This is a genomic window from Sphingomonas hankookensis, assembly GCF_022664465.1.
Taxonomy (GTDB): domain Bacteria; phylum Pseudomonadota; class Alphaproteobacteria; order Sphingomonadales; family Sphingomonadaceae; genus Sphingomonas; species Sphingomonas hankookensis.
This window is the reverse complement of the sequence record NZ_JAKREV010000006.1, coordinates 146,757-164,537: the sequence shown is the minus strand read 5'-3', so window position 1 is coordinate 164,537 and position 17,781 is coordinate 146,757. Positions and strand designations below refer to the sequence as shown.

Sequence of the window (17,781 nt, the reverse complement as noted above, 5' to 3'; positions counted from 1 at the left end):
CATGGCCCGCAAAGGACACCGCCCCAGCAAGGCATCGCCGCAGCGTCCGCGCTTCTGGGGCCGGCACGCCGCCTTCGCTGCGCTGGACAATCCCGAGCGCAAGATCCGCAAGATCTGGTGCACGCACGAGATGGGCGCGCAGCTGGTGCTGCCCGAGGGGGTGCCGGTGGTCTATGCCGAGGTCGCCGACCTCGCCCGGCTGGTGCCGGCCGACGCACCGCATCAGGGGATCGTGATCGAGGCCGATCCGCTGGAGGATATCTGGCTGGCCGACCTGATCGAACAGGGGCGCGACGACGACCGGCCGATCCTGTTGCTCGACCAGGTGACCGACCCACATAATGTCGGTGCGATCCTGCGGTCGGCGGCGGCGTTCGACGCGCTGGGTATCGTCACGCAGGACCGGCACGCCCCGCCCGAATCGGGCACGGTGGCGCGCTCGGCTTCGGGCGCGCTGGAGAGCGTGCCGTGGGTGCGGGTGGTGAACCTGTCGCGCGCTTTGGTCGAGCTGGGCGAGGCCGGATATTGGCGCGTCGGGTTGACCGGCAAGACCGACACGACGCTGGCGCAGGCGCTGGGGCCGAAGCGGGTCGCGCTGGTGCTGGGTGCCGAGGGTGAAGGCATGCGGCAAAATACCGAGGCGCATTGCGACATCCTCGCCAAGCTGCCGATTTCGGACCGGGTGGAGAGTTTGAACGTGTCGAATGCCGCGGCGATCGCGCTATATGCGGTGGCAATGGCGGGCTGACGAATTAGCGACGCTAATTCGCAACCCGCCATTGCCCGGCCGGCGGGGCAACGCCCTGTCCGACGCCATGGGCTTTGCCCATGGCGGGTGCGTTCGCGGAACCCCGTTCTCGATACGGGCTCTCGACTTCGCTCGATCCCTACTCGAACCAAACGGGTGGGTGGGGAGAGGGGTCGCGCCAAACGCTACTCCGGTCCTGCCGCAAGATATCCCGTTCAGTTCGAGCAGCTTCGAGCCTGTCGAGAAGCGTCCGTCGAGAACCGGGCTGTCCCGAACACCGGCCCGACATGGGCGAAGCCCATGTCGTCGGTCGGGCTGAAGCCCGCCGGCCGGGCGGGGCATGTTGCGTCCGAGGCTAGCGCTACCGCGTCTCTAGTCCTCGTCTGCAATGGTGATTTTGAGTCCATCCAGCCCCGCCGTCACCGGCAACTGACACGACAGCCGCGACGTCGCATCCCGGTCCTCCGCCACGTCGAGCAGATCGTCCTCGTCCGCGCTGATCGGCGGCAGGCGGTCGAGCCAGGCCGGGTCGACATGGACGTGGCACGTCGCGCACGAACAGCAGCCGCCGCACAGCGCGAGCAGTTCGTCGAAGCCGTTGATCTTCAGCACCTCCATGACCGACAGCCCGATCTCCGCGTCCACGGTTCGTTCTTCCCCGGCACGGTCGACGACGGTAAGCATGGGCATCGTTCATTCTCCTGTCGCCGTCCCATGCCGGGGGCCGCGGCGCATTTCAAGGACCGCCCATGGGCCTTTCCGCCGATCAGTTGCGCGCCTCGCTCGACGCGCTTGCCCGCATCGAACCGGGCTTCGCGACCGCGCTGGCCTATGCCGGTTATCCCGAACCGCGCATCCGCGAGCGGGGGTACGTCACGCTGCTGCGCACGATCGTCGGGCAGCAGGTGAGCTACAAGGCGGCGGACGCGGTGTGGAAGAAGCTGGAGGCGACGCTGGGCGATGCCGCCGACCCGACGCGCATCGCGACCAAGACCGACGAGGAACTGCGCGCCGCCGGGCTGTCGCGGCAGAAGAGCGGCTATGCCCGCAGTCTGGCCGAGGAAGTGCTGAGCGGGCGGCTCGATTTGGCCAACCTGCCCGACGATGACGAGGAAGCGATCGCGCCGCTGGTGCGGGTGAAGGGGATCGGGCGGTGGTCGGCCGAAATCTACCTGCTGTTCGCCGAGGGGCGGCTGGACGTCTGGCCGGCGGGCGACCTGGCGGTGCAGGTCGAGATCGGGCGTATTTTGGGCCTGCCCGAGCGGCCGAGCGAAAAGACGATCCGCGAACTGGCCGAGAAATGGCGCCCCCATCGCAGCGCGGCGACGGTGTTCGCATGGCATCACTATATGTTCGATCCGGCGACGAAAGCGGCGAAGAACAGCGCGATCTGACGCGGCGGCCGAGGTCCGGCAAAGCCGGACCAAGCGCGCAAGCCGCGCCCGGCCGGCGGCGCCTGAAGCGCCGTCCGACGGCACGGGCTTTGCCCGTGGCGCGCCCCGATTTGTCCACCATGTGGTCAAAGTTCACTAAGTTCACACTCGCCACGTTTTCGTGCGGCGTTCGGGCCGGGTCACGGCGGGGGTGCGGTTGTCAAAGAGCGTCGGTGACTTTGACAGGCGGCTGGGCTGTAGGACAGGGGTTTCGCGCTTTACCTGTATCGCACCCTCACCCTTCCGCGGCTCCGCCGCTCCCTCCCTCTCCCCTCGGGAGAGGGAAAAGACGCCGGAGGCGGCGACGGGTAAGGGCGATCGGTAGGGCGGCCAAGGGGAGTCGCCTACCGCCCGGCCCACCACGCGGCATAGGGTGTATTCTCGACCTTGCGCCGGTTGAAGTCCGGGGCGCCGTCGTCCCACCACACCGGGCCGCGTTCGCCCAGCCCGACCTTTGCGGCATCGACCGATCGCCGCGCCTTCGCCACCGCGGCATCGTCCCCGGCACGCTTGCCCGCCCCCACCGCGCGTCTCGCGTCCATCAGGTCGTGGACCAGCCGGTCGCGGTCCTTGTCCGACAGGTCGGGACGGGTCGCACGCCACAGCACGCCGTCGACCACGATATAGCGGCCGTCGGGCGTGGTGGGCGGGGTCATGCCGGTTCGATCAGGCGGCGGGCCTGGGCGCGGGCTTCGTCGGTGATCTCGGCGCCCGAGAGCATCCGCGCGATTTCTTCGCGGCGTTCGTCGCTCGACAGGGGCCGCACGCCGGTGCGGGTGACGGTGCCGTCATGGGCTTTGGCGATCAGCAGGTGGCGGTCGCCGCGCGCCGCGACCTGCGGGCTATGGGTGACGACCAGCAGCTGGGTGGCGCGCGACAGGCGGTGGAGGCGGTCGCCGATCGCCGAGGCGACCGCGCCGCCGACGCCGCGGTCGATTTCGTCGAAGATCATCGTCGCCGCCCCGCCCTCTTCGGCCAGCGCGACCTTCAGCGCGAGGATGAAGCGCGAGAGTTCGCCGCCCGAGGCGATCTTGGCCAGCGGTGCGAACGGCGCGCCGGGGTTGGTGGAGATTTCGAATTCCACCCGGTCGCGGCCCGCCGAGGACCATTGTCCGTCGTCCAGCTCGGCGACGACGGTGCGGAAACGTGCGGCGTCGAGCTTCAGCGGCGCCAGTTCGCCCGCGACCGCCGCGTCGAGCCGGGCGGCGGCGTCGAGGCGCGCGGCGTGGACGCGGTCGGCCTCTTTCGCATAGGCGGCGCGGGCGGCGGTGACCTTCGCCTCCAGCGCGCCGATCCCGGCCTCACCCGATTCGAGCAGGGCCAAGCGCGCGGCGAGGTCGTCGGCGAGGGTGGCGAGGTCGTCGGGCTGGACGCGGTGCTTGCGCGCCATGGCGCGCAGCGCGAACAGCCGCTGTTCGTCGTCCTCCAGCGCGCCGGCGTCGAACGCCAGCGCGTCGGTCGCTTCGCGTAGCGCGACCTCGGCCGCTTCCGCCTCGATCAACGCGCGGTCGACCGCAGCGAGCGATTCGGTAAGTGCGGGATGCGCCTCGGCGATGCGTTCGAGCGCGCGGCCCGCCTGTCGCAGCGCCGACAGCGCGCCGTTCGGGCCGTCGAGACGTTCGTCGACCTGGGTCAGGTCGTCGGCGACCTTTTCGGCGCGCTGCATCGATCGGCGGCGCTCGTCGAGGATTTCCTCTTCGCCCGGTTCGGGGGCCAGCGCGGTCAGTTCGCCGACGGCGTGTTCGAGCCAATCGCGGTCGCGCTGCGCGACCTCGATCTCGGCCAGTGCCGCGCCCCGTGCCGCCTCGGCATCGCGCCAGTCGCGATAGGTGCTGCGCAGCGGCGCGGTGTCGATGCGGCCGAAACCGTCGAGCAACGCGCGGTGGCCGCGCGGGTTGAGCAGGCCGCGATCGTCGTGCTGTCCATGGATTTCGACCAGATGCGGGGCGAGGTCGCGGAGCAGTCCGGCCGAGGCCGGCTGGTCGTTGACGAAGCCGCGGCTGCCGCCATCGGCCTTGACGAGGCGGCGGATGATCAGCGGTTCGCCGGGTTCGAGGTCGAGGCCGTTATCGTCGAACAGCTGCGCGACGGGGCCGTCGGGGATCGGCGCGGCGAAGATCGCGGTGACCGCCGCCTGTTTCGCACCGTGGCGGACGAGCGCGGTGTCGCCGCGTGCGCCGAGCGCCAGGCCCAGCGCGTCGAGCAGGATCGACTTGCCCGCGCCGGTTTCCCCGGTCAGCACGCCAAGCCCGGCCGCGAAATCGAGGTCGAGCGCCTCGATCAGCACCACGTCACGAATGGAAAGCGCCGTCAGCATCGCGCCCTCCATACCCGCGGAACAGCCGGAGAACAAATGGCTTCGTACGGGTTGGGCGGGTTTTGGGGGTCTAGGGGACCAATTCTGTCGTACCTCCGCGCAGGCGGGGGTCCAGAGCCAAGCGAAACGATGGTTGCGTGTGCCGCCCTGGACCCCCGCCTTCGCGGGGGGACGGCAAATGTTGGGGGAGCGCTGCGAACGTCCTTGGTCCGTACCCCGGGTGAAGGCCGGCCCAGTTTTGGGCAATTGGAAGCGTCACCCCAGCGTAGGCTGGGGTCTCCAGCGGCTCCTGCTGCGTGCTGTCACCGGGAGATCCCAGCCTTCGCTGGGATGACGTTTGGGGCGTTGAGGGTGGAGAGCGGCAGAGGTAATCGCTGCCGTCGCGGCCGCTTTCGTCATTCCCGCACAGGCGGGAATCCATAGCCGCCGACGGTTCGGCTGGAGTTGCCAGGTCCGCGTGTATGGACTCCCGCATTCGCGGGAGTGACGATGGACGTGGGTCGTCCTGGTCAAACCCGAGCGATCGTCACGCCGGACTTGATCCGACGCTCCGCTTTCGCTCGACCGCTAAAGAAGAAGCGGGACCCCGGATCAAGTCCGGGGTGACGTAGGACGCAAGGCCCCCCCACCCGTCAGTTCGGAACGCCGCCCGGTGCGCCGGGACTGCCGCCGGTGGCGCCGGTGGTCGGGCCGACCGGCGACGGGGTGACCGGCGGCGGGGTGGTGGTCGGCTGCGCGGGCGGTTCGTCGGTGTCTTCGAGCTTCACTTCGCCGGTCAGCGGCTTGGGCTTGGCATAGGTGACCGGGATCGGCTTGGGCGGCGGCGGGGTCTTGTCGTTGATCAGGTCGTAGGCGCGCTTGTACCAGTCGGTGCCGGGATAGTTGGCGCCGAGCACCGCGGCCGACTTCTTCGCCTCACCCGGCACGCCCAGCGCCAGATAGGTTTCGGTCAGGCGCATCAGCGCTTCGGGGGCGTGGGTCGTCGTCTGATACTGGTCGACGACCGAGCGGAAGCGCATCGAGGCGGCGAGCCACTGGCCGCGCTGCTGATAGAAGCGGCCGATCTCCATTTCCTTGCCGGCCAGGTGGTCGCGCACCAGGTCGAGCTTCAGCCGCGCATCGGCGGCATAGGAGGTGTTGGGATAGCGGCGCGACAGTTCGCCCAGCGCGTCCATCGCCTGCATCGTGATCTTCTGGTCACGGGTCACGTCGCTGATCTGTTCGTAATAGCTCAGCGCGATCAGATAATAGGCATAGGGCGCGTCGCGGTTGCCGGGGTGAACCGACAGGAAGCGCTGCGCGCCGGCGATCGCCTTCGTATAGTCGGCGTCGAGATAATAGCTGAACGCGCCCATCAGCTGCGCGCGGCGGGCCCAGACCGAATAGGGGTGCTGACGCTCCACCTCGTCGAACAGCGCGGCGGCCACCTTGTACTGGTGACGGTCGAGCCGGCTCTTGGCGGCGGAGTAGAGCGTGCCCACGTCGCGCGCGACATAGGGCAGGTCGCGGCCCGCGCCGGCACCGCCCCGGGCACAGGCGGAAAGGCCGACACCGGCCAAGGCGACGAGGATGAGCGCAGAGGCGCGGGTCGATAGGGTACGCATATGGGCGATGCTTCTACTGCGGCAGGGGTAGCGCGAACAGTCCCTTTCGCGCATGAGCACGCGGACCCGTTCAACGATGTTCCGGAGCGTATCCATGCCCGTCACCAAGCTCGAAATGCACCGCGTGGAAAAGCCGTGGGGGCGCCATTCCCTCGGCTTCGGTTTCGCCGATCAGCCCGCCGATGCCGATCCGGTCGGCGAAATCTGGTACAAGACGCCGGGCGACGACACCCCCGACCTGCTGGTCAAATATCTGTTCACGTCGGAAAAACTGTCGGTGCAGGTCCATCCCGACGACCAGCAGGCGCAGGCGCGTGGGCTGCCGCGCGGCAAGGACGAGTGCTGGACGCTGCTGGCGGCCGAGGCCGATTCGACGATCGCGCTGGGCACGCTGGCGCCGATGACCGCCGAACAGCTGCGCGATGCGGCGCTCGACGGGTCGATCGAGGCGAAGCTGGACTGGAAGCCGGTGAAGGCCGGCGATTTCTTCTATGCGAAGTCGGGCACGGTCCATGCGATCGGCGCGGGCATCACGCTGATCGAAATCCAGCAGAATTCGGAAACGACCTACCGGCTGTACGATTATGGCCGCCCGCGCGAGCTGCATCTGGAAGACGGGGTCGCGGTGTCGGACGCGCGGCCGTTCGTCGCGCCGCCAGCGCCCGGCAAGATCGCCGAGGACCGGTCGATCCTGGTCGACGGGCCGAAATTCGTGCTGGAGCGCTGGACCGGCGGCACCCGCAGCGTGACGGTGCCGGCGGGGGTCAAGGGCTGGTTCGTGCCGGTCACCGGCAGCGGCAGCGCCGACGGGACGGCATGGGCGGCGGGCGACTGCCTGACCTTCGAAGGCGAAGTCCAGTTGGAGTCGAGCGAAGATGCCGACCTGTTGTTCGCCTATCCGGGCAGTCAATACGCCTGACCTGAAAATGAACGGGAAGTAGTTTTCCGTTCACGCAACTTGGGACCACACGCGTCGTTCTACTGCCAGTCCTCTGGATAGGAGTAGAACGATGCGTACCCCGATGCTTGCCGCGCTGGTCGCGGCCGTGACCTTGCCGACGATCGCCGCCGCGCCGGCGATGGCGCAGACCCCGCGCCAGGAATATCGCGACGAAGTGCGCGACGCACGCCGCGACTATCGCCGCGATGTCCGCAACGCCGACAGCCGCCGCGACCTGCGCCGCGCCGATCGGGAATACCGCCGCGACGTAAACGACGCGCGCCGTGACCTGCGTCGCGACCAGCGCGACTGGCGCGGCTATCGCAACTATAACTACAACCGGTTCGAGCCGGGCCAGAACCGCTACTTCGCCGACCGCTATTATCGCGACGGTCAGTTCTATCGCCAGCGTGCGCTGACCCGCAACGACCGCATCTATCGCGGGCAGAACGGGCGCTATTACTGCCGCCGCAGCGACGGGACGACCGGCCTGATCATCGGCGGCCTGGGTGGCGGTGTCCTGGGTAACGTGATCGCAGGTGGCGATTCGCGGCTGCTCGGTACGCTGATCGGTGGTGGCGCGGGTGCGCTGCTCGGTCGGTCGGTCGATCGTGGGCAGGTCGTCTGCCGCTAAAACCCCGCTACGCTCTGGTCGGGGCGGCCCCGCGCCGCCCCGGCTTGCGTCCGCCGAGGATGTAGACGGCCAGGCCAGCCCAGATCAGCGCGAAGCAGCCCAACCGCGCGGGCGTCAGATGTTCGCCGAATACGGCGATCGCCAGCAGGAACTGTAGCGAGGGCGCAAGGAACTGCAGCATCCCCATCGTCGCCAGTCGCAACCGGCGCGCGGCGGCGGAGAACAGCAACAGCGGCGCGGTGGTCACTGCGCCTGCCAGCACCAGCAGCCCGGCCATGTCCGGCCCCTGTTCGAACGCCATCGGCTGTTTCGCGCCCAGCCACAGCAGATAGCCTAGCGCGATCGGAGCGAGCAGCGTGGTTTCGACCATCAACCCTTCGAGCGTGCCGACCGACACCGTCTTGCGGATCAGGCCGTAGAGCGCGAAGCTGATCGCGAGGCTGAGGCTGATGCCCAGCGCCACCCAGGACGATCCGAACGCGAACAGCGCGACGCCCGCCCCGGCCAGCGCTACTGCCACCGCTTGCGTCCGGTTCATCCGTTCGCCCAGCAGCACGACGCCGAGCAGGACGTTCAATAGCGGGTTGAGGAAATAGGCCAGGCTGGCGGCGAGCACCTGTCCGTGCAGCACCGCCCACACATAGACCAGCCAGTTGATCGCGATGCACGCGGCGCTGGCAATAAGGTTCAGCAGCGCTCGGGCGTCGGCGAAGGCGGCACGCAGCGCCCTCCCCCGCCGTGCGGCCACGACGATGCCGGCGACCAGCAGCGCCGACCACAGCACGCGCTGTGCCACGATCTCACCCGCGTCGATCGGCCCCAACAGCCGGAAATAAAGGGGCAGCAGCCCCCACAGCACATAGGCGCCGACGCCGAACGCCAGCCCCCGCCGGTCCGCCGCTTCGTTCACGGGTTTAGATCAGGCCGCCGGTCAGGAAGAGGCGCAGGCCGGCGATGATCAGGATCACGAGGTTCAGGTTGCGGCCGGTATTCTTCGACGACAGCAACCCGACCACGAACCCGACCAGCGCGATCGGGAAGGCGATCCAGTTCATCAGCGAGACGACGGGGATCAGCGCGGGGATGGCGATCACCAGCGCGACGAGACCGATCACGATCGAGACGATGTTCAACATGGGACACGACATGGCCCCGCGGCGCGTCCACGGCAATGGCGGATGCGCGATTCTACGATACGATGGTTTCTTAACCGCGAGGCCCTAGCCTTGCGGCGCTTACTTCCGCGGAGTGCGTCGCCGATGATTCGTGCCGTTTCGATCCTGGTGCCGCTGGCGCTGCTCGGTGCCTGCAACCAGCAGGGCACGCCGCCTGCCAACAATGTCGATACGCTGGATGCCGAGCTGTTGCGCGGCAATGCCGGCGATCCGGCGGTGACCGCGGCGTTGCAGGACCAGATCATGGTCGACCCCAGCCTGGCCGGGCAATCGGGCAACGGCGCGGTTCGCCCGCCCGACCGGCCGTACAGCGCCGCCGGCCCGGCAGCGAACGTCGCATCGGGCAGCGCCGGGCAGAGCGAATCGCTGCAATCCGCGCCCAAGCCCGGTGCATGCCCGTCGTGCAAGGGCGGGCGCGAGGCGCTGACGCTGGGCGAACTGGCCGCAGTGCAACAGGCCGGCAACCGCCAGTGCGCGAACAAGGTCGGCTATAGCGCCGCATGGGCCAACCGCCTGCCCGCCGCGTTCGCGCTCCACCCCGATGCCAGACTTTCCGAAGCGGCGGGCACCGATGCCAATGGCTGCCGGATGCGGGTGGTCAGCTTTACCATCGCCCAGCCGGTCGATCGCATGGTCGACTGGTATTACACGCGGGCACGCAAGGGCGGCTATTCGGCGGAGCATCAGGCGGACGGGCAGCAGCACGTGCTGGGCGGCACGCGCGGCAATGCCGCCTATGCGGTATATCTGTCGCCCGAGGGGCGCGGCACGTCGGTCGACCTGATCGTCGACGGCGGCTGATCTTTACGGCCGACGATCGGCTCCCCATGTCGTTGCTGAGGGGGAATATATGCTGATCGTCGCCGCTACCTTGGTCGCCTGTATTGTCGTCCTGTGGCTATGGCCGGACCTGCCGGTGGCGCGGGTGTTGGCCGGGCTGCTGGTTGTGCCGGTCGCGCGGCGGTTCGCTGCGCTGACGCCGGGGCATTGGTTGCTGTTCGCGATGCTGTCGGCGGCGGCGGGTGCCGTCGTCTGGATGGGCGGCGACATGTTGGTCGTGTCGGCGATGGGATCGCCCGAACTGGCCGGGGTGCTGATGGCGATCGATATCGCCGCCTATCTCGATGCGATGCTGGCGGCGCTGGCTGTGGCGGGCGCGGTGCGGGGCACCTCGCTGAAGCTGTGGGTGGCGCGGATGTTGCCGCGGTCGCGTAGCCGCCGGGCGCGGCGGGTGCGCGTCGCGCGGAAGGCGGCGAATGATGACGACCCGGCGGGGGTTTGGCTGGCGGTGGCCTGAGCCAGTTTCGTCACCCCAGCGCAGGCTGGGGTCTCCCGCGGCGGGGCGCGCGTTTCCTTACCGGGAGATCCCAGCCTTCGCTGGGATGACGTTTGTGGCTGGCGTGCCTGCCGTCGCGGGCGTCACCGGCACCGGGCCGTTCGACCCCGCCTCCAGCAGCGAATCGCCGCCCAGCGTCCGGTACAGCGTCACGCGGTTGGTCGCCGCGACCAGCTGCGTCGCGACCAGCCGGCGTTGCGCGCTATAATAGGAACGCTGCGCGTCGAGGCTGGTGAGGAAGGTGTCGATACCGCCGCGATAGCGCGCCTCGGTCAGGCGGAACGTGTCCTGTGCCGCGACCAGATTGGCCTGTTCGGCGCGGGTTTGTTCGGTGATCGTCCCCTGGCGGGCGAGCGCGTCGGAGACTTCGCGGAACGCCGACTGGATGGTGCGTTCGTAGGTGCCGAGCAGGGCGTCACGCTGGGCGCGGCTGAATTCGACCCCCGCCCGCCCGGCGCCGGCGCGGAAGATCGGGTAGCTGAGCGAGGGCGCGACCGAATAGTTGAACGCGCCGCCGGTGAAGAGCGTGCGCAGCGCGTCGCTGGCGAAGCCGACCAGCCCGGTCAGAGACAGTCGCGGGAACAGTGCCGCGCGCGCCGCGCCGATATCGGCATTGGCCGCCAGCAGTTCGTACTCAGCCTGGACCACGTCGGGGCGGCGCAGCAGGATGCCCGAATCGATTCCCGCCGGCAGGTTGGCGATGGTCGGCAACGCGACGTCGATCGAGGCGGGCAGCGTCGCGGGATCGATCGGTGCCCCGACCAGCAGTTGCAGCGCGTTGATGTCCTGCGCCAGCTGCGTGCGCTGTTCGGCGAGGTCGCTTTCCGCGGTGGCGAGGATCTGTTCGGCCTGGCGCAGGTCGGTGCGCGGGGCGATGCCGCCCTGCAACCGGGCGCGGGTCAGCGTCACGCTGCGCCGCGCGCTGGCGGCGGTGGCCTCGGCCACGGCCATCAGGCTGCGGTCGGCGCCATAGGTGACCCATGCCTCGGCAATGTCGCCGACCAGCGTCAGGCGGGTGGCGCGGGCGCCGGCCTCGGTCGCGAAATAGCGGTTCTGTTCGGCTTCGGTCAGCGAACGGATGCGGCCGAACAGGTCGAGTTCGAACGCGGTCGCGCCCAGGTCGAGCGAGAAGCTGCTGGGCGAGCGGCTGCTGGTGACAACCGTGCCGCCGGTCCCGCCCGTGCCGGTGCCGGTGCCGCCGTTTCCGGTGCCGGTGCCCGTGCCCGGAATCGTCGTCGTGGTCGCGCCGTCACCGGTACCGCGATAGCTGTAGCGGGCCGAGGCATCGAGCTGCGGGAACAGGTCGGCGCGCTGGATGCGATATTGCGCGCGGGCCGCGCGGATGTTGGCGGCGGCGATACGCAGGTCGCGGTTGTTGACCAGCGCCTGCCCGACCAGCGTGCGCAGGCCGGGCGCGGTGAACACCTGTTCGAAGGTCAGCGCGGGCAGGCTCGCCTCGCTCTGCCGCAGATAGGCGTCGCCGACCGGCCATGATGGCGGCACCACGGCGGTCGGGCGTTCATAGGCCGGGGTCATCGAACAGCCGGCGAGCAACACCGCCGCCAGCGGACCAGCGAACCGCCTCATGCCTCGGCCTCCTTCGGCTCGTGATGGCGGAGTTTCGCGAGGCCGTCGCGCACGCCGCGGCGGACCAGCACGAAGAACAGCGGGATGTAGAAGATCGCCAGCACGGTCGCGGTGAACATGCCGCCGATCACCGCCGTGCCGATCGCGATGCGGCTGTTGGCACCCGCCCCGGTCGAGATGGCGAGCGGCAGCACGCCGAAGATGAAGGCGAGCGACGTCATCAGGATCGGGCGGAGGCGGATACGCGCCGCCTCCAGCGCAGCGTCGATGACGCGCGCGCCCTTCTTCTCCGCCTGTTCGGCGAATTCGATCATCAGGATCGCGTTCTTGGCGGCGAGGCCCATGGTGGTGAGCAGGCCGATCTGGAGATAGACGTCGTTCTCCAGCCCCCGCAATGTCACGAAGGCGATCGCGCCGATGAGCCCCAGCGGAATGACCAGCAGCACCGCGATCGGGATCGACCAGCTTTCGTAGAGCGCGGCGAGGCACAGAAACACGACGAGGATCGACAGACCGTAGAGCAGCGGCGCCTGTCCCGACGACAGCCGTTCCTGGAACGACAGCCCGGCCCAGGCGACGCTGGTCCCCGGAATCTGTCCGGCGAGTTCGGCGATGCGGTCCATCGCCTCGCCCGAGCTGACGCCCGACGCCGCCTGCCCCTGAAATTCGAACGAGGGCAGGCCCTGGAAGCGCGACAGGGTGGTCGGGGCGACGGTCCAGTTGGTGCGCGAGAAGGAGGAGAAGGGCACCATCTGCCCGTTGCTCCCCCGCACGAACCATTGCGACAGGTCGGTCGGTTCGGAGCGATAGGGCGCGTCGCCCTGCACGAACACGCGCTTCACCCGGCCGCGATCGATGAAGTCGTTGACGTAGCGCCCGCCCCAGGCGGTCGAGATCGTGTTGTTAACGTCGCCCTGGCTCAACCCCAACGTCGACAAGCGTTGCTGGTCGATATCCACGTTGAGCGTCGCGATGTCCGGCAGCTCGGACAATCGGACGCCGGTCAGCATCGGATCGGCGCTGGCGGCGGTGAGCAGCTTATCGCGCGCCTCGGCAAAGTCGGCCGCGCTCATCCCGCTGGCGTTCTGCAGCTCCATGGTGAAGCCGTTGGCCTGTCCGAGGCCACGGACCGCCGGGGGCAGGATCGCAAAGACCTGCGCATCGCGGAACCCCCGGAACGCGGCGGAGGCGCGCTCGACGATCGCGTCGGCGCCGTTGTCCTTGCCGGGGCGCTGCGACCAGTCGGTGAAGTTGATGAACCCCTGCCCCGTATTCTGTCCCGACGCGCCACCCCCGCCACCGCCGGCGACGACGAGCAGGGTCCGGACATTGTCCTTTTCATAGGTCAGGAAATATTTCTCGACCTCGCGCTGCACCGCTTCGGTGCGGCCACGCGTCGATCCGGCAGGCAGCTGGAACCGGATCGATGCCGCGCCCTGATCCTCGGTCGGCAGGAAGCTGGTCGGCAGGCGGAAGAACAGCAGCGCCAGGATCGCCAGCACCGCGGCATAGAGCAGCAGGTACAGCCATTTGCGGTCGATGACGTGGATGACGCCGCGTTCGTACTTGTCGACACCCTTGTCGAAATTGCGGTTGAAGCCGTTCCGCAGCCGTTCGCCGACATGGGCCACGCGCGGCAATTTTCGCTCCAGCCAGCCACCCTCAAGGCTGCCGTCGTCACCGCGCTTCTTCTGCTTGAGCAGCGTCGCGGTGAGCGCGGGCGACAGGATCAGCGCGACCAGCACCGACAGCACCATCGCCGCGACGATCGTCACCGAGAACTGGCGATAGATGACGCCGGTCGACCCGCCGAAGAACGCCATCGGCAGGAACACCGCCGACAGCACGATCCCGATCGCGATCAGCGCGACCTGGATTTCCTTCATCGATTCGATCGTCGCTTCGCGCGGCGTCATGTCGGGATTTTCGTCGAGCAGGCGCTCGACATTCTCCACGACGACGATCGCGTCGTCGACCAGCAGGCCGATGGCGAGCACCAGCCCGAACAGCGTCAGCGTGTTGATCGAGAAGCCGAAGAGATAGAAGATGCCGAAGGTGCCGAGCAGCACGACCGGCACCGCGATCGTCGGGATCAGCGTCGCGCGCCAGCTTTGCAGGAACACGAACATGACGATGACGACGAGGATGACCGCCTCGACCAGCGTCTTGACGACTTCCTCGATCGACAGCTTGATGAAGGCCGTCGTGTCGTTGGCATAGGCATAGGTGAGGCCGGCAGGGAAGTTCTTCGACTGGCGTTCCACCTCCGCCTTCACCAGCTCGGCGGTCTCCAGCGCGTCGGCGCCCGGCGCGAGGCTGATGGCGAGGCCGGCGCCGGGATGCGCGTTGACCCGGCTGAGCGCCGCATAGCTTTCCAGCCCCAGTTCGATCCGTCCGACATCGGACAGGCGGACGGTCGAGCCGTCGGGCAGCGTCTTGAGGATGATCGCCTTGAACTGCGCCGGGGTCTGGAGCCGCGACTGGGCGGTGACGGTGGCGTTCAATTGCTGTTCGGGACCGGTCGGCTGCCCACCCAGTTCGCCCGCCGCGACTTCGGTATTCTGGTTCTGGATCGCGGTGACGACGTCGCCGGGCATCAGCGAGAAGGAGGCGAGCTTGGCCGGATCGAGCCAGATGCGCATTGCATATTGCGACCCGAACACGTTGGTTTCGCCGACGCCGTTGATCCGCGCCAGCGGTTCGACGAGGTTCGCCTCCATGAAATCCGACACGTCACCATTGGTACGCTGGTCGGTTTCGTCGTAGATGCCGACGATCATCAGGAAGTCGGGGTTCGACTTGGTGACGCGGATGCCCTGTTGCTGGACCTGCTGCGGCAGGCGGCTGAGCGCCTGCTGCACCTGGTTCTGGACCTGCACCTGCGCGATGTCGGGGTCGACGCCCTTGTCGAAGGTCGCGCTGATCGTCACCTGCCCGCGCGACGAGCTTTGCGAGCTGAAATAGAGCAGGCCGTCGATGCCGGTCAGCTGTTGCTCGATGATCTGCGTGACGGAGTTCTGGATCGTGTCCGCATTCGCACCCGGATAGGTCGCGCGGATATTGACCTGCGGCGGGGCGACGTCCGGATATTGCGCGATCGGGAGCGACAGGATCGCGCCCAGCCCGCCGAGCATCACGATGATCGCGATGACCCACGCGAAGATCGGGCGGTCGATGAAGATGCGTGACATGGCTTATCCCGCTTTCGCGGGCGCCGACGGCTGGTCACCGGCGGGCTTGGGCTGGATCCGTTGCGCCACGTTGGCGGGCACGGGCTTGATCTTCGCCTTGGGACGCAGGTTCGCAGTCCCCTGCGTAATCACCTTGTCGCCGGGGTTCAGCCCGCCGGTCACGACCCAGAATTCACCCTGCGTACGGTCGGCCTGGATCACCTTTTGCAGCGCGGTGTCGTTCGGACCGACGACGAAGACCGTCGCCTGCCCCTTCGGATCGCGCTTCACCGCCTGTTGCGGCACGAGGATCGCGCGCTGGTTGATCGCCTGCGCGAACTGCGCCCGCACGAACATGCCGGGCAGCAATATGCCCTGCGGATTCGGGAAGCGCGCGCGGAGCGTCACCGTGCCGGTCTGTGCATTCACCATCACCTCGGCGAACTGGACGCTGCCGGTCTGACCGAAATCGCTGCCGTCCTCGAGGCGGAGGCGTACCGCAGCGGAGGCCGGAACCACCCCGCCGCTGGCCAGCTCGCGGCGCAGCGTCAGCAGGTCGGCCGCCGATTGCTGGATATCGACGAAGATCGGGTCGAGCCGCTGGATCACCGCCAGCGGATCGGCCTGGTTGGTCGTGACCAGCGCGCCTTCGGTAAAATAGCTGCGCCCGATCCGCCCGGTGATCGGCGCGGGGACGCGGGTGAAGGACAGGTTCACGCGCGCCGTTTCCAGCTGCGCGCGGCTCTGTTCGACCGCCGCGGCGGCCTGGCGCGCCTGTGCGGCGGCGTCGGTATAGTCCTGGCGGCTGACCGCCTCGATCTCGGCCAGCGGGCGGAAGCGTTCGGCGCGCACCCGCGTCGCTTCGGCATTGGCACGCGCGCTGTTGAGGTTGGCGGTCGCTTCGTTGGCCTGTGCGCGATAGAGGCGCGGGTCGATTTCGTAGAGCGTCTGGCCGGCGCGGACCAGCGCGCCTTCGGTAAAGAAGCGGCGGCGGATGAGCCCCGCGACCTGCGGACGGACTTCGGATTGCTGGAACGCGACGACGCGCGCGGCGAGGTCGGCGGTCTGCGCCACGCTGGTCTGCTGGACCACGACGAAGCCGACCTGGGTCGGGCCCTGATTGCCGCGGCCGCCCTTGGTCGCCTTCTCACTCCCGCCCCCGCCACAGGCCGAAAGCGCGATCAGGGCGGAGACGAACACGAACGGGCGGACGCGCGACGACGCGGATCGGATCAAGGCTGCAACCTTTGCGACGGAAAAGCGGCGCGGACGCGCCGACGCGTAACCGCCGGCCCATCCGAAAGTTTCATTGACCGTTTTCATACGCCCGACGTCGGTCGACGCAATGCGCGAGTTGTCGCAATTTGTCGCGGACGGGCAAAGAATCGTTACGCCAAGTGCCGATCAGCTTCCATCGCCTCGGGAAACGGTCGACCACACGTCATTCCAGCGAAGGCGGGGATCTCCCTGTGACAGCACCGGGCAGGAGCCGCCGGAGACCCCAGCCTTCGCTGGGGTGACGCTTCAGTCGGTCAGGCCTTTACGCCGCCCGTCCAGCGATGGGCGTCCATCGAGTCGCGCTTCATCTCGATCGAATAGCCCGGCCGGGTCGGCGCGACATACGCCCCGTTCCGCACGATGCACGGGTCGACGAAATGTTCGTGCAGGTGATCGACAAACTCGGCCGCGCGGTCGTGCTTCACGCCCGAGAAGCACAGATAGTCGATCATCGAGAGATGCTGGACATATTCGCACAGCCCCACGCCACCGGCATGCGGCCAGACGGCGAGGTTGAACTTGGCCGCCATCAGCAGCACCGCCAGCACCTCGTTCACCCCGCCCAGTCGGCAGGCGTCGATCTGCACCACGTCGAGCGCGTGGCGCATGATGAATTGTTTGAAGACGATCCGGTTCTGGCACATCTCGCCGGTGGCGACCTGCACCGGCTTCACGCCTTCGCGGATCGCCCGGTGCCCCTCGACATCGTCGGGCGAGGTCGGTTCCTCGATGAAGCGGGGCTTGGCGAAGGCGAGGTCGTTGACCCGGGCGATCGCCTGATCGACTTCCCATACCTGGTTCGCGTCGATCATCAGGTCGATGTCGGGCCCGATCGTTTCACGCGCCAGTGCGACGCGGCGGCGGTCGTTTTCGGGATCGCCGCCGACCTTCAGCTTGATATGGGTAAAGCCGTCGGCCACCGCCGCCTTGCACAGCCGCACCAGCTTTTCGTCCGAATAGCCGAGCCAGCCGGGCGAGGTGGTGTAGGCCGGATAGCCGTCCGCCAGCAACGTCGCGCGCCGCTCCGCCTTGCCGATCGCGCGTTCCTCGAGCAGCGCGACGGCTTCCTCAGGCGTGATGCAGTCGGTCATGTAGCGGAAATCGATCAGGCCGACGATCTCGGCGGCGCTCATCGACCCGATATAGTCCCATAGCGGCAGGCCCGCGGCCTTGGCCAGCAAGTCCCACACCGCGTTGACGACGGCGCCGGTGGCAAGGTGGATGATCCCCTTTTCCGGGCCGACCCAGCGCAACTGGCTGTCGCCGGTCATCCGCCGCCAGAAGCCCGCGCCGTCGCTGCGGATCGCATCGAGCGACAGTCCCTCGACCAGCGGCGCCAGCGTCGCGATCGCCGCGCAACACAGGTCGTTGCCGCGCCCGATGGTGAAGGTCAGGCCGTGCCCTTCCAGCCCCGGCATGTCGGTTTCGAGGATGCAATAGGCGGCCGAATAGTCCGGCTCCGGATTCATCGCGTCCGACCCGTCGAGAAAGGCCGAAGTCGGAAACCGGATGTCGTGGACCGATAGCCGGGTGATGATCGTCATGCACAGCCCCCATGG

Annotated in this window: 16 protein-coding genes; 6 read left to right on the top strand and 10 right to left on the bottom strand. The window is 68.2% G+C overall.

Annotated elements, in window-relative coordinates:
• The first annotated feature begins 1 nt into the window (after position 1).
• Positions 2–748, top strand: coding sequence for a 23S rRNA (guanosine(2251)-2'-O)-methyltransferase RlmB (rlmB, locus tag MF610_RS15665; protein WP_242199956.1), 747 nt, complete (start codon positions 2–4; stop codon positions 746–748).
• Between the two features lie 372 nt (positions 749–1,120).
• Here rlmB and MF610_RS15660 read toward each other — a convergent pair whose 3' ends face one another.
• Positions 1,121–1,438, bottom strand: a complete 318-nt coding sequence (locus MF610_RS15660) for a 2Fe-2S iron-sulfur cluster-binding protein (protein WP_242199944.1) — start codon at positions 1,436–1,438, stop codon at positions 1,121–1,123.
• A gap of 59 nt (positions 1,439–1,497) precedes the next feature.
• Here MF610_RS15660 and MF610_RS15655 point away from each other — a divergent pair, with 59 nt between their 5' ends.
• Positions 1,498–2,142 carry a DNA-3-methyladenine glycosylase family protein gene (locus tag MF610_RS15655; protein ID WP_242199942.1) on the top strand — a complete coding sequence of 215 codons (645 nt, stop codon included), beginning with the start codon at positions 1,498–1,500 and terminating at the stop codon, positions 2,140–2,142.
• Between the two features lie 383 nt (positions 2,143–2,525).
• On the opposite strand, the gene MF610_RS15650 is transcribed toward MF610_RS15655, so the two are convergent.
• From MF610_RS15650 to MF610_RS15640, 3 genes are all read right to left on the bottom strand, one after another.
• Positions 2,526–2,837: a hypothetical protein gene (locus MF610_RS15650; protein ID WP_242199937.1), complete on the bottom strand. Its 312-nt coding sequence runs from the start codon at positions 2,835–2,837 to the stop codon at positions 2,526–2,528.
• Entirely contained in the window at positions 2,834–4,498 is a 1,665-nt protein-coding gene (gene recN, locus MF610_RS15645; RefSeq protein ID WP_242199935.1) for a DNA repair protein RecN, read from the bottom strand. The genes MF610_RS15650 and recN overlap by 4 nt, the downstream gene beginning before the upstream one ends.
• 632 nt (positions 4,499–5,130) lie before the next feature.
• Positions 5,131–6,102, bottom strand: coding sequence for an outer membrane protein assembly factor BamD (locus MF610_RS15640; protein ID WP_242199929.1), 972 nt, complete (start codon positions 6,100–6,102; stop codon positions 5,131–5,133).
• Positions 6,103–6,196: 94 nt separating this feature from the next.
• On the opposite strand from MF610_RS15640, the gene MF610_RS15635 reads away from it, so the two are divergent.
• Positions 6,197–7,021 (top strand): class I mannose-6-phosphate isomerase, encoded by an 825-nt coding sequence (locus MF610_RS15635; RefSeq protein WP_242199927.1) that lies wholly within the window; start codon positions 6,197–6,199, stop codon positions 7,019–7,021.
• Between the two features lie 91 nt (positions 7,022–7,112).
• Positions 7,113–7,676 (top strand): glycine zipper 2TM domain-containing protein, encoded by a 564-nt coding sequence (locus tag MF610_RS15630; protein ID WP_242199925.1) that lies wholly within the window; start codon positions 7,113–7,115, stop codon positions 7,674–7,676.
• 7 nt (positions 7,677–7,683) lie between these two features.
• Here MF610_RS15630 and rarD read toward each other — a convergent pair whose 3' ends face one another.
• Both rarD and MF610_RS15620 read right to left on the bottom strand, forming a co-directional pair.
• Positions 7,684–8,586, bottom strand: a complete 903-nt coding sequence (gene rarD / locus MF610_RS15625) for an EamA family transporter RarD (protein WP_242199915.1) — start codon at positions 8,584–8,586, stop codon at positions 7,684–7,686.
• A gap of 4 nt (positions 8,587–8,590) precedes the next feature.
• Positions 8,591–8,812 carry a hypothetical protein gene (locus MF610_RS15620; protein WP_242199904.1) on the bottom strand — a complete coding sequence of 74 codons (222 nt, stop codon included), beginning with the start codon at positions 8,810–8,812 and terminating at the stop codon, positions 8,591–8,593.
• Positions 8,813–8,935: 123 nt separating this feature from the next.
• On the opposite strand from MF610_RS15620, the gene MF610_RS15615 reads away from it, so the two are divergent.
• Positions 8,936–9,652: a hypothetical protein gene (locus MF610_RS15615; protein WP_242199900.1), complete on the top strand. Its 717-nt coding sequence runs from the start codon at positions 8,936–8,938 to the stop codon at positions 9,650–9,652.
• Positions 9,653–9,701: 49 nt separating this feature from the next.
• The gene (locus MF610_RS15610) at positions 9,702–10,148 is read left to right on the top strand and encodes a hypothetical protein (protein WP_242199898.1); all 447 of its coding nucleotides are present in this window, start codon (positions 9,702–9,704) and stop codon (positions 10,146–10,148) included.
• A gap of 57 nt (positions 10,149–10,205) precedes the next feature.
• Here MF610_RS15610 and MF610_RS15605 read toward each other — a convergent pair whose 3' ends face one another.
• From MF610_RS15605 to MF610_RS15590, 4 genes are all read right to left on the bottom strand, one after another.
• Positions 10,206–11,774, bottom strand: a complete 1,569-nt coding sequence (locus MF610_RS15605; RefSeq protein WP_242199896.1) for an efflux transporter outer membrane subunit — start codon at positions 11,772–11,774, stop codon at positions 10,206–10,208.
• Entirely contained in the window at positions 11,771–14,965 is a 3,195-nt protein-coding gene (locus MF610_RS15600) for an efflux RND transporter permease subunit (RefSeq protein WP_242199893.1), read from the bottom strand. The genes MF610_RS15605 and MF610_RS15600 overlap by 4 nt, the downstream gene beginning before the upstream one ends.
• A 3-nt stretch (positions 14,966–14,968) precedes the next feature.
• Positions 14,969–16,180 carry an efflux RND transporter periplasmic adaptor subunit gene (locus tag MF610_RS15595; protein ID WP_242199881.1) on the bottom strand — a complete coding sequence of 404 codons (1,212 nt, stop codon included), beginning with the start codon at positions 16,178–16,180 and terminating at the stop codon, positions 14,969–14,971.
• 296 nt (positions 16,181–16,476) lie between these two features.
• Positions 16,477–17,766, bottom strand: a complete 1,290-nt coding sequence (locus MF610_RS15590) for an L-fuconate dehydratase (protein ID WP_242199866.1) — start codon at positions 17,764–17,766, stop codon at positions 16,477–16,479.
• Between the last annotated feature and the right edge of the window lie 15 nt (positions 17,767–17,781).

Coding starts and splice junctions, on each gene's coding strand:
- MF610_RS15615 (WP_242199900.1), top strand. CDS start 8,936: ATGATTCGTGCCGTTTCGATCCTGGTGCCGCTGGCGCTGCTCGGTGCC.
- MF610_RS15640 (WP_242199929.1), bottom strand. CDS start 6,102: ATGCGTACCCTATCGACCCGCGCCTCTGCGCTCATCCTCGTCGCCTTG.
- MF610_RS15600 (WP_242199893.1), bottom strand. CDS start 14,965: ATGTCACGCATCTTCATCGACCGCCCGATCTTCGCGTGGGTCATCGCG.
- MF610_RS15655 (WP_242199942.1), top strand. CDS start 1,498: ATGGGCCTTTCCGCCGATCAGTTGCGCGCCTCGCTCGACGCGCTTGCC.
- MF610_RS15590 (WP_242199866.1), bottom strand. CDS start 17,766: ATGACGATCATCACCCGGCTATCGGTCCACGACATCCGGTTTCCGACT.
- MF610_RS15630 (WP_242199925.1), top strand. CDS start 7,113: ATGCGTACCCCGATGCTTGCCGCGCTGGTCGCGGCCGTGACCTTGCCG.
- MF610_RS15610 (WP_242199898.1), top strand. CDS start 9,702: ATGCTGATCGTCGCCGCTACCTTGGTCGCCTGTATTGTCGTCCTGTGG.
- rlmB (WP_242199956.1), top strand. CDS start 2: ATGGCCCGCAAAGGACACCGCCCCAGCAAGGCATCGCCGCAGCGTCCG.
- recN (WP_242199935.1), bottom strand. CDS start 4,498: ATGCTGACGGCGCTTTCCATTCGTGACGTGGTGCTGATCGAGGCGCTC.
- MF610_RS15605 (WP_242199896.1), bottom strand. CDS start 11,774: ATGAGGCGGTTCGCTGGTCCGCTGGCGGCGGTGTTGCTCGCCGGCTGT.
- MF610_RS15620 (WP_242199904.1), bottom strand. CDS start 8,812: ATGTTGAACATCGTCTCGATCGTGATCGGTCTCGTCGCGCTGGTGATC.
- MF610_RS15635 (WP_242199927.1), top strand. CDS start 6,197: ATGCCCGTCACCAAGCTCGAAATGCACCGCGTGGAAAAGCCGTGGGGG.
- MF610_RS15660 (WP_242199944.1), bottom strand. CDS start 1,438: ATGCCCATGCTTACCGTCGTCGACCGTGCCGGGGAAGAACGAACCGTG.
- MF610_RS15650 (WP_242199937.1), bottom strand. CDS start 2,837: ATGACCCCGCCCACCACGCCCGACGGCCGCTATATCGTGGTCGACGGC.